At 62.6% G+C, this 10,490-nt stretch carries 10 protein-coding genes, 1 tRNA gene and 1 riboswitch; of the genes, 6 read left to right on the top strand and 5 right to left on the bottom strand.

Annotation, left to right across the window (positions count from 1 at the left end):
• Positions 1 to 180: 180 nt before the first annotated feature.
• On the bottom strand, positions 181 to 522 hold the full coding sequence (locus B5G12_RS13695) for a phenylpyruvate tautomerase MIF-related protein (RefSeq protein ID WP_087325437.1): 342 nt from the start codon (positions 520 to 522) through the stop codon (positions 181 to 183).
• 51 nt (positions 523 to 573) lie between these two features.
• Positions 574 to 1,041 (bottom strand): peroxiredoxin, encoded by a 468-nt coding sequence (locus B5G12_RS13690; protein ID WP_087325436.1) that lies wholly within the window; start codon positions 1,039 to 1,041, stop codon positions 574 to 576.
• Positions 1,042 to 1,203: 162 nt separating this feature from the next.
• Between B5G12_RS13690 and B5G12_RS13685 the strand changes: the two genes are divergently transcribed.
• From B5G12_RS13685 to B5G12_RS13670, 4 genes are all read left to right on the top strand, one after another.
• The gene (locus B5G12_RS13685) at positions 1,204 to 2,559 is read left to right on the top strand and encodes an MATE family efflux transporter (RefSeq protein ID WP_087325435.1); all 1,356 of its coding nucleotides are present in this window, start codon (positions 1,204 to 1,206) and stop codon (positions 2,557 to 2,559) included.
• A gap of 128 nt (positions 2,560 to 2,687) precedes the next feature.
• Entirely contained in the window at positions 2,688 to 4,037 is a 1,350-nt protein-coding gene (locus B5G12_RS13680; protein WP_087325434.1) for an MATE family efflux transporter, read from the top strand.
• Between the two features lie 63 nt (positions 4,038 to 4,100).
• A riboswitch (M-box (ykoK) riboswitch) is annotated at positions 4,101 to 4,264 on the top strand.
• A 360-nt stretch (positions 4,265 to 4,624) separates the two neighbouring features.
• Complete coding sequence (gene mgtA / locus B5G12_RS13675) at positions 4,625 to 7,315, top strand: magnesium-translocating P-type ATPase (protein ID WP_522731451.1); 2,691 nt, start codon at positions 4,625 to 4,627, stop codon at positions 7,313 to 7,315.
• Positions 7,316 to 7,378: 63 nt separating this feature from the next.
• Positions 7,379 to 8,011: a CatA-like O-acetyltransferase gene (locus tag B5G12_RS13670; protein WP_087325432.1), complete on the top strand. Its 633-nt coding sequence runs from the start codon at positions 7,379 to 7,381 to the stop codon at positions 8,009 to 8,011.
• Positions 8,012 to 8,083: 72 nt separating this feature from the next.
• On the opposite strand, the gene B5G12_RS13665 is transcribed toward B5G12_RS13670, so the two are convergent.
• Positions 8,084 to 8,160: transfer RNA gene (locus tag B5G12_RS13665), tRNA-Arg, on the bottom strand.
• Positions 8,161 to 8,352: 192 nt separating this feature from the next.
• Between B5G12_RS13665 and B5G12_RS13660 the strand changes: the two genes are divergently transcribed.
• Entirely contained in the window at positions 8,353 to 9,021 is a 669-nt protein-coding gene (locus B5G12_RS13660; RefSeq protein WP_087325431.1) for a GOLPH3/VPS74 family protein, read from the top strand.
• Between the two features lie 4 nt (positions 9,022 to 9,025).
• On the top strand, positions 9,026 to 9,286 hold the full coding sequence (locus B5G12_RS13655) for a helix-turn-helix domain-containing protein (protein ID WP_087233534.1): 261 nt from the start codon (positions 9,026 to 9,028) through the stop codon (positions 9,284 to 9,286).
• A gap of 55 nt (positions 9,287 to 9,341) precedes the next feature.
• Here the strand turns inward: B5G12_RS13655 and B5G12_RS13650 are convergent, their stop codons facing one another.
• Positions 9,342 to 10,118, bottom strand: a complete 777-nt coding sequence (locus B5G12_RS13650; protein ID WP_087325430.1) for a type III pantothenate kinase — start codon at positions 10,116 to 10,118, stop codon at positions 9,342 to 9,344.
• 19 nt (positions 10,119 to 10,137) lie between these two features.
• Positions 10,138 to 10,490 (bottom strand): hypothetical protein (locus B5G12_RS14855; protein ID WP_204245695.1); only part of this gene is annotated, 353 nt, incomplete at its 5' end.

The raw sequence follows: 10,490 nt of genomic DNA, 5'->3' as shown, positions 1-10,490 counted from the left end.
GAGGAATAGAACCAATATTCCTTCTGTTGTTGATCGCACCAAAACAAAAGAACTTTTGCGTCACGAAAGATAGGGTCCCTCTGCGGGGGTCGGCTGCAAAGCCGGCCCCCGCATTGTTTTTATGAGGCGCAGGGACAAAAAAGGGCTGCCCGCATCCAAAGACGGGGCAGCCCGGGAAGATCAGAAATTGCGGCCGTTCCAGCCCCAGTCGCTGACGGGGTGGTAGGTGACATAGACGGCTTTCGGGGGTATATCCAGCTGTTCGGACAGGATGCGGCAGACAAGGGCGGTCATCCGGTTGTAGTCGGAAGCCGAGGCGGAGCCGTAAAGGCTGACGGCCACAAAGGCCCCCTTGTCCAGCTTCTGGCCGCCCAGCCACAGCTCGCTGTTGTCCTGGATGGAGACCATCAGGTAAGTCTCGGTCTTGTGCAGGGCGGTGATGGCCTGGCCAAAGGCGGTTTTGAGGGCTTCCCGCTGCTGGGGGGCAGTGGGAACGGTGGTGCGCAGGTCGATGAATGGCATGATGGTTTCCTCCTTTTATAATGGGTAATGGGTGTCCCTGGCGCCGGAACGTCAGCCTTCCAGCGCGTCCAGGGCCGCCAGTACATCGGCGGCGTTGGTGTCGGGCTTGACCTTGGGCATGGCCTTGAGGATGATGCCGTCCTCCCCGATCAGGTAGGTGGAACGCACCGTCCCCATGCTGACCTTGCCGTATTGCTTTTTCTCTTTCCAGACGTCGTACAGCTCCAGCACGGCGTGGTCGGGGTCGGACAGCAGGATAAAGGGGAGCTGGTGCTTGGCGGCGAACCGCTGGTGGGAAGCCTGGGTGTCTTTGCTGACCCCGATTACCACCACGCCCCTCTGGCGGAAGGTGTCGTAGGCGGCGGCAAAGGCGCAGGCCTGGCGGGTGCAGCCGGGGGTGTTGTCCCGGGGATAGAAGTAGAGAACCACCTTCTGCCCGCGGAAGTCGGACAGCTTCACCGGGCGGCCCTCTGCGTCGGGCAGGGTGAAGTCGGGTGCGATGGTATGTTCAGAGAGCATAACGGTTTTCCTCCTTGCTTTGATGCTTTCAGGATACCATATCCGGCGTCCGGGCGCAACCCTCTTGACGGCGCCTGCCCGGCGCGCTATACTGTCCCGGGCAGGCTGCGCGGGATAGGCGGCCGCCCTGGCAAAAGGAGCGTATCGCAAGGAGGATCGTGTATGGCTTCTGGGGAAAAGAATCTGACCGAAGGCCCGCTGGCGCGGCAGATCCTGGTATTCAGCCTGCCGCTGGTTTGTTCCAACCTGCTGCAGGCGCTGTTCAATATGTCGGACATCGCGGTGGTGGGCCGCTTCGCCGGCTCCCAGGCGCTGGGGTCGGTGGGCTCCACCACCATCTTTGTCACCCTGATGACCGGTTTCCTGATCGGTCTGGGCGGCGGCGTCAACGTGCTGGTGGCGCGGTTCTACGGCGCCGAACAGCCCAGGGACGTGGAAAAATCGGTCCATTCGTCCCTTCTGGTCTGCATTGCGGCGGGTATTTTGCTGCTGGTGATCGGCGTGGCCTTTTCACCGGCCCTGATGCGGCTGCTGGGCACCAAGCCCGACCTGATCGACGGAGCCATCCTCTATCTGCGGATCTACTTTTTGGGTATGCCCGCCATGGCCATCTATAACTTTGGCAACGGCGTGTTCAGCGCGGTGGGCAATACCCGCAAGCCCCTGGTCTATCTGACCATCGCGGGCATCCTGAACATCATCCTCAACCTGTTTTTTGTCATCGTCTGCCGGATGAGCGTGGCGGGCGTGGCCCTGGCCAGCATCCTGACCCAGTATCTGTCCGCCTTCCTGATCCTGCGGGCCCTGACCCGGGTGGAGGGCTGCTACGGCCTGCGGCGGGAAAAGCTGCATCTTGACCCCGCCATGACCCGCAGCATCCTGGGCCTGGGCGTGCCGGCGGGCTGCCAGAACGCCATTTTCGCCCTGGCAAACCTGTTCATTCAGGCCAGCATCAACACCTTTGACACGGTGGTGGTCCGGGGCAACTCGGCGGCGGCCAACGCCGACCCTCTGGTATACGATGTGATGGCGGCATTCTACACCGCCTGCGCCAGCTTTATGAGCCAGAACTTCGGCGCGGGCAAGCGGGCCCGGGTCAAGCGCAGCTACTTCATCTCGCTGGGCTATTCCTTTGGGATCGGCGCGGTGATGGGGCTGTCCCTGGTGTTCTTTGGCCAGACCTTCCTGGCCCTGTTCACCACCGAACAGGCGGTGGCCGACGCGGGGATGCAGCGCCTGGTGATCATGGGGCTGTGCTATCCCATCTCGGCCTTTATGGATTGCACCATCGCCGCCTCCCGCGGCCTGGGCCGCACCATTGTGCCCACCTTCATCGTGATCATGGGCTCCTGCGTGTTCCGGGTGGTATGGGTCTATACCGTCTTTGCCTATTTCGGCACCCTGCAGTCCCTCTATTTGCTGTTCGTCTGTTCCTGGACCGTGACGGCCATCGCCGAGATCATCTACTTTGTCCGGATCTACAAGCAGCAGATGAGCATTTACGACAAGGCTGCATGAACCCGCCTTCCGCCCTGCATCGGCCGTTTTTGGGGGCCTCCTCTTGACAATCTCGTCGCCGCGATTTATGATAGTGAAGTAAAATCGAGACGGGGAGGGGAGGGCCGCGGCCTGCGGCTGTACTGCACATGGAAAAAGATCTTACCACCGGAAGCGTATTCCAAAACATCGTCAGCTTTTCGCTGCCCTATCTGCTGGCCTACTTTTTGCAGACCCTGTATGGGATGGCGGATCTGTTCATTACGGGGCAGTTCAGCGGCACGGCGGATATCACGGCGGTATCCATCGGCAGCCAGGTGATGCATATGCTCACGGTGATGATCGTGGGCCTGGCCATGGGGGCCACCATCTCGATCGGCCGGGCGGTGGGCGCCCAGGAGCGGCGGCGCGCCGCTTTGTCCATCGGCAACAGCGTCACCCTGTTCATGGCCCTGTCGGTGGCCCTGACCGCCCTGCTGCTGGCGCTGGTCCGGCCCATCGTCCAGGCCATGTCCACCCCTGCCGAGGCGGTGGAGGGGACGGTGCAGTACCTGACCATCTGTTTTGTGGGCATCCCCTGCATCACCGCCTACAACATCATCAGCTCCATCTTCCGGGGGCTGGGGGACTCCAAAAGCCCCATGTACTTTGTGGCGGTGGCCTGCGCGGCCAACATCGGTCTGGATTATCTGTTCATCGGCGGGCTGGATATGGGCCCGGCGGGGGCGGCTTTGGGCACCACCCTGTCCCAGGCGCTGAGCGTGGTGGTGTCCCTGGTGTTCATCACCCGCCAAAAGGCGGGCCTGTCCCTCCAAAAGGACTGCTTTCGCCCCCGGCGTGAGGTGCTGGCCCCCATCCTCCGGGTGGGCGTGCCGGTGGCCCTGCAGGATGGGTTCGTGCAGGTGTCCTTCATCCTGATCACCATCATCGCCAACAACCGCGGCCTGAACGATGCGGCAGCGGTGGGCATCGTAGAAAAGGTCATCAGCTTTGTGTTCCTGGTGCCCTCCTCGATGCTGTCCACCGTGTCGGCCCTGGCGGCCCAGAACGTGGGCGCGGGCAAGGACGACCGGGCGGCCCGGACCCTGCGCTATGCCTGCACCCTCTGTCTGGCCTTCGGGCTGGCGGTGGGCGTTGCGGTGCAGTTCGCGGCAGGGGGGATCGTGGCCCTGTTCGACAGCACCCCCGCCGTGGTGACGGCGGGCAGCCAGTACATCCGCAGCTATATCTGGGACTGTATGTTTGCAGGGGTGCATTTCAGCTTCTGCGGCTACTTCTGCGCCTATGGCCGGTCGGGCATCTCGTTTGTCCACAACGCCATTTCCATCGTCCTGGTGCGGATCCCCGGGGCCTATTTCATGAGCCGGCTGTTCCCCGACACCCTGCTGCCCATGGGCTGCGCGGCGGCTGCCGGGTCGCTCTTGTCGGTGCTGGTCTGCGTGGGGGCCCTTGTATGGCTGCGCCGGCGCGGCGCCTTGAAATCTGCGGGTGCAGCGTGAAAAAAAGTTCACACTTTTCTCATAAACCTATGGTTGACATAGGATGAAAAATATGGTATAGTGACTGTGGTTTGATAGGTAAGGCTCTTACAGGGATATGGGCTGCTGCCGCAAAATGGTGGAGACACCATGCGCAGGTCTGAACAGGATGCGTCGATGACAAGGCGTATCATAATGCAGCTACACCGCCCTGCAAAGCTAAAGCTCAGGCGAACACAGGTCGATTTACGCCCGCTTGTCCTATGGACCGGCGGGCTTTATTTTTTGACAGGAAAGGCAGGTGGGACGCTATGGACCCCAGCAGTAGACCAACGCGGGCAGACCGCAGGCGAACGAGCACAGGCCAGGACAGGTACAGGCGTCCCGGTCCTTTGATGCGCATTTGACGGTTTTGCACAGGCTGCGTCCGGCACAGGACGGCCCTTGCGCAAGACTGGTCCGGGTGCGCGGAAAGGGCCCCGCCTGGGGCCTTGTTTTGGTGCGCGCACGCGCCCGCGATCTGCCGGAAAAGGCAGAAAGCGGGCGCTTTTTTGTGCCCCTTTCTGGGCGGGGAGACCCCGCCGGCAAGAAAGGAGGAACCACCCATGATGATGAAATGGATCAAAGCGTATGCAGCGGCGCAGAACACGGCTGCAAAACAGTCCGACACCCGGCTGCGGGAGGCTGCGGCCTGCACCGAGGCCCGGCTGCTGGAAAAGCTGGGGACCGGCGCCGGCGGCCTGACCCAGGCCCAGGCCGAAGCGGCCCGGGAGCAGTACGGCCCCAACCAGCTGGTGCGGCCCAAGCGCAAGAGCGGCGCCCGCCGGCTGCTGGAAGCCTTTGCGGACCCCTTCTCCCTGGTGCTGCTGTTGCTGGCGGTGGTGTCGGTGTTCACCGATATCCTCTTTGCGGCCCCGGGCCAGCGCAGCTATATGACGGTGGCCATCATCACGGTGATGGTGGCGGTGTCGGGGGTGCTGCGCTTTGTGCAGGAGACCCGCAGCGGGAATGTGGCGGAGAAGCTCACCGCCATGATCCACACCACCGCCTGCATCGAGCGGGAGGGCCGGCGCCAGGAGCTGCCCATGGAGGAGATCGCGGTGGGGGACATCATCCACCTGTCCGCGGGGGATATGATCCCCGCCGACCTGCGGATCCTGAACGCCAAGGACCTGTTCATCAGCCAGTCGGCCCTGACCGGCGAGAGCGAGCCGGTGGAGAAGGCGGCGGCGCCGGTGGAGGAGGCCCTGCCCCTGACCGAGGTGCCCTGCCTGGCCTTCCAGGGCAGCACTGTCATCAGCGGCAGCGCCCGGGCGGTGGCCGTGGCGGTGGGCAGCGGCACCATGTTCGGAGCCATTGCCCGCACCATGAGCGACAAGCCCCCCAAGACGGCCTTTGACAAGGGGATCGGCTCGGTGTCCAAACTGCTGATCCGCTTTATGGCGGTGATGGTGCCGGTGGTGCTGTTCCTGAACGGCTTTACCAAGGGCAACTGGATGGAGGCCGTCCTGTTCGCCATTTCGGTGGCGGTGGGCCTGACCCCCGAGATGCTGCCCATGATCGTCACCACCTCCCTGGCCAAGGGCGCTCTGGCCATGAGCCGGCAGAAGGTCATCATCAAGAACCTCAACGCCATCCAGAACCTGGGCTCGGTGGACATCCTGTGCACCGACAAGACCGGCACCCTGACCCAGGACAAGGTGGTGCTGGAAATGCACCTGAACGTGGACGGCCAGCCCGATGACCGGGTGCTGCGCCATGCCTTTTTGAACAGCTATTTTCAGACCGGGCTCAAGAACCTGATCGACCTGGCCGTGATCGCCAAGCAGGAGGAGCTGGGAGCGGAACCGCTGATGGCGAATTACAGCAAGGTGGACGAGGTGCCCTTTGATTTTGAGCGCCGCCGGATGAGCGTGGTGGTGTCGGACCCCACCGGCAAGACCCAGATGGTCACCAAGGGCGCGGTGGAGGAGATGCTGGACTGCTGCGCCTGGGCGGAGCAGGGCGGCCGGGTGCTGCCCCTGACCCCGGAGCTGCGCCGCTCGGTGCTGGCCCAGGCGGACAGCCTGAACGCCCGGGGGATGCGGGTGATCGCGGTGGCCCAGAAAAGCAATCCTGCCCCCGTGGGCCAGTTCTCGGCCGCGGATGAGCAGGAGATGGTGCTGATCGGCTTCCTGGCTTTCCTGGACCCGCCCAAAAAGACCGCCCCGGCGGCCATCCGGGCGCTGCACAGCTACGGGGTGGAGGTCAAGGTGCTGACCGGCGACAATGAGAAGGTCACCGCCGCCATCTGCGCCCAGGTGGGCCTGCCGGTCAGCCAGGTGCTGCTGGGCGCCGACATCGACGCCATGACCGACCAGGAGCTGGCCCGCCGTGCCGTTGAGGTGTCGGTGTTCGCCAAGCTGTCCCCCGCCCAGAAGGCCCGGATCGTCCGGCTGCTGCGGGAGAACGGCCACTGCGTGGGCTATATGGGGGACGGCATCAACGATGCAGCCGCCCTGCGGGCCGCCGATGTGAGCATCTCGGTGGACACGGCGGTGGACATCGCCAAGGAGTCTGCCTCCATCGTCCTGCTGGACAAGGATCTGATGGTGCTGGAGCAGGGCCTGATCGAGGGCCGCAAGACCTACGCCAATATGATGAAGTACATCAAGATGACGGTGTCCTCCAACTTTGGCAATATGCTGTCGGTGCTGGCGGCCAGCGCCTTCCTGCCCTTCCTGCCCATGACGGCCCTGCAGCTGATCCTGCTCAACCTGGTGTACGATCTGTCCTGCACCGCCATTTCCTGGGACAACGTGGACGAGGAATACCTGCGCAAGCCCTGCCGCTGGGATGCCGGCGGCGTGGCCCGCTTCATGGCCTGGAACGGCCCGGTCAGTTCGCTGTTTGATCTTTTGACCTTTGCGCTGATGTACTTTGTGTTCTGCCCTGCGTCGGCGGGGGGCAAGCTGTATACCCAGCTGACCGACCCGGCCGCCCGGGAGCTCTGGGCCGCCCTGTTCCAGACCGGGTGGTTCGTGGCCTCCATGTGGACCCAGACCCTGGTCATCCACATGGTCCGCACCGCCAAGGTGCCCCTGCTCCAGAGCCGCGCTTCGGCCTCCCTCACCGGGCTGACGCTGGCCGGCATGGCGGTGGTGACGGTGCTGCCCTTCACCCCGCTGGCCGAGGGCCTGGGCCTGACCGCCCTGCCCGCCGGTTACTTTGCCGCCCTGGCGGGGATCGTGGCGGGCTACATCCTGCTGGAGAGCCTGGCCAAAAAGCTGTATCTCCGCCGCTACCACAGCTGGCTGTAAAGAGATGGCGGAAAAGGGGAACTTCTGCTATACTGTGTCCAGAACACAGCAAGGAGGCGCTGTATGCAGATCATCGACAAAGATACCTGGCCCCGGCGGGAGGTCTATGACTTTTTTGCCGGGATGTCCCATCCCTTTTATGCGTTGACCTTCCCGGTGGACGTGACGCCCCTGCGGGCCTGGTGCAGGGAACGGGGGCTGTCCTTTTATATGGCCATGGTGTATGGCGTGACCAAAGCCATGGAACGGGTGGACGCCTTCCTTTACAAGGACCGGGGCGGGCAGATCGTCAGGGTGGACCGGCTGGTGCCCAGCTTCACCGACCTGCACCCGGACAGCGGGCAGTTCCATATTGTGACCTTCGAGGCGGGGGAGGACCTGGAGGCCTTCTGCCGGCAGGCCAAGGCCCGCTCGGCCGCCCAGACGGCTTTCATCACCCCCCAGGGTCTCTGGGCCCCCGACGAGCTGGTGTATTTTTCCTGCCTGCCCTGGTTCCCTCTGACCGCCGTGACCAATGAGCGGGACACAGACCCGGCGGACTCCATCCCCCGGGTGACCTGGGGCCGCTGGGAGAAAAAGGAGGGACGCACCCTCTTGTCCGTCAGCCTGGAACTGAACCACTGCCTGCTGGACGGCGCCCATGTGGGCCGCTTTTATGCAGAGCTGGGGAAGTGGATGCAGGCTCTGCCGCTCTGAGCTTTGGATGAAAAAGTCCAGGCTGGAACAGAAAAGCCCCCGCAGCGCAAAGCGCTGCGGGGGCTTTTTGGTTGGTGCGGCCGGGGGGATTCGAACCTCTGGCCTTTGGAGTCGGAGTCCAACGCTCTATCCAGCTGAGCTACGACCGCACATCTGTTTGCCGACAGGGTATCAGCGTCAAGAATTATACCACACTTTTGCCTAAAATGCAAATAGGAATTTTGAACAAAAGCCCCCTTGACAAAAAGGCCCCGGCTGGGTATACTTAAATCGTAAGTAGTAAGTGATAAGTAGTAACTGCACTTGCATCATCCGTTCTGCCTGTACAGGAGGGACTTTTTATGAAGGATTTGTCGATCGTACAGAAATATATGGTGTGCACCGTCAATGACAAGGGCGTGTTTCCCTTTGCCAGCGTGGAGGAGCGGACCCTGGGCCTGGTGGCCGGGGCGCTGCTGGAGCTGCAGATGGAGGGCTGCATCGCGGTGGACGGCAAAAAGGTGTCGGCGGCCGGAGCGCTGCCCCAGGACAAGGGGTATTTGAAGCCCCTCTATGATTTCATCCGGGAAAAGCAGTCGGTCAAGCTCTATGTGGTGGTGGACGCCTACAATTTCAGCTGGACCGACAAGCGCATCAACGAGCTGCGGGACGCCGTGGGCGGCTCGCTGGTGCAGCTGGGGGCGGCGTCGGCCTGCAAGGCCGGGCTGCTGGGCAAACAGGCCGGCTACCTGCCGGGGCCCGAGACGGTGCGCTCGGTGGTGGAGCAGATGCGGGCCGAGCTGCTGGAGGAAGGCCCCGTCAGCGATGAGACGGCCGCCCTGGTGGCGCTGCTGGAGCGGGTCAAGTGCCTCAAGGCTTATTTCTCCGCTTTCGAGCAGAAGGCGGTCCGGCAGAAGATCGAGGCTCTGGCACAGTCGCCGGAGGGCAAGATGGTCAGGGATATGATGACCTACCTGCAGATCATCATGTATTCCTTCGCGGCCCGGGGCGCCGCGGCGGCGGGGTCGTGAGCGTATGTCCCGTCAGAGAAAGCTGGAGGTCATCCAGCAGGCGGAGTACGTCACCATTGGGGAGCTGGTGCGGCTGACCGACGTGCGGTACAGCACCCTGAAATTCTATACGGAGGAAGGGATGCTGCCCTTTGAGCAGGCCGGCGACAACCTGACCCGGCGCTACAAGCGGGAAGCCAGCCTGGACCGGATCGGGCAGATCCGGCAGCTGCGGGCCGAAGGGCACAGCATCCCCGAGATCAAAGAGATCTTGCAGGCTCAATAAAATACGGCGTCCGCAGGGAGGGATCACCTCCGGCGGGCGCCGTTTTGTGGTGTGGTCAGGGTTTGCGGTTCCGCAGCCAGATGCGGTACAGGCCGTCCGAGACCAGATGTTCGCGGTAGAGGATGGGGGTGCGGCAGGCTTTGCGGAGGGTGACCGGCAGATTGCCGGTGGCATAGAACCGTGTGTCGGGTCCCAGCTCGGCCCGGAAACGCTCGGCCAGGCCGTCTAGCATACAGGCGGTGCCGATCAGCAGCCCGCCCTGGAGGCAGGCGGCGGTGTTCTTGCCCAGCACCGAAGGGGGCGCGGGGGCGGTCAGGTCCACCTGGGGCAGCTGGGCCGTGTTCTGTACCAGGCTGGCCATCGAGAGCTGCGGCCCGGGCAGGATGACGCCCCCCACCATTTCCTTTTGGGCGTTGACTCCCATGATGGACAGGGCGGTGTCCGAGAAGATGACGGCCATGGGGGCGGGGCCTTCGGCCATGGCGGCCACCACGCCGCACAAAAGCTCAGCCCCCAGCTGGGCGGGCTGGTCCAGGCGCAGCTTGAGGCCGCTTTTCAGTCCGGGGCCCACCGTCATGATCCGCACGCTGGTCAGCATCCGCAGCGCAGAGATCAGCTTGCCGGTAAGGGCGGGCACTACGCTGGCCAGCATCACTCCCTCGATCTGCTGGGGGGAGCTCTGATGCAGGGTGAGCAGATGGATCAGCCGGATGGCGTATTCGTCGGCGGTGGAGGCGGTGCTGGCCGACAGCTTGCCCGAAAAGTGCAGAGCGCCTTCCTTATAAGTAGAAATGGTGATATGGGTGTTGCCGATGTTGACGGTCAGGATCATGGCGGGCCTCGCTTTGGCTCTAGATGGAAAAGGATCGATCATTCTTATTGTACGACGCGCCCGGTAAAAGCGCAAGAGAAAAAGATGCGGCAAAAACTTGCAAAAAAGGGTTGACAAAAGTCCCCGGGTGTAGTATTATATTCGAGCGCTCCACGGGGCGCCCACAAAACGCAAAAGAGCTTGCGAAAAGCTTCAAAAAAAGAGCTTGACAAGCAAAAGCGGATGTGGTAAAATAAACAGGTCGCCGGTCGAAAGACAGCGCGGCGCAGGACCTTGAAAATTGAACAATATCGAATACTTGTAACGGAACCTTTAAAGTGTTGGAAACACTTAAAATTCCAAAAAGTAATTCACAGGACGCAAGCGATTGCG

The sequence above is a fragment of the Faecalibacterium sp. An58 genome, from assembly GCF_002161515.1.
Classification (GTDB): Bacteria; Bacillota; Clostridia; order Oscillospirales; family Ruminococcaceae; genus Faecalibacterium; species Faecalibacterium avium.
This window is presented reverse-complemented; position numbering and strand designations above follow the sequence as displayed.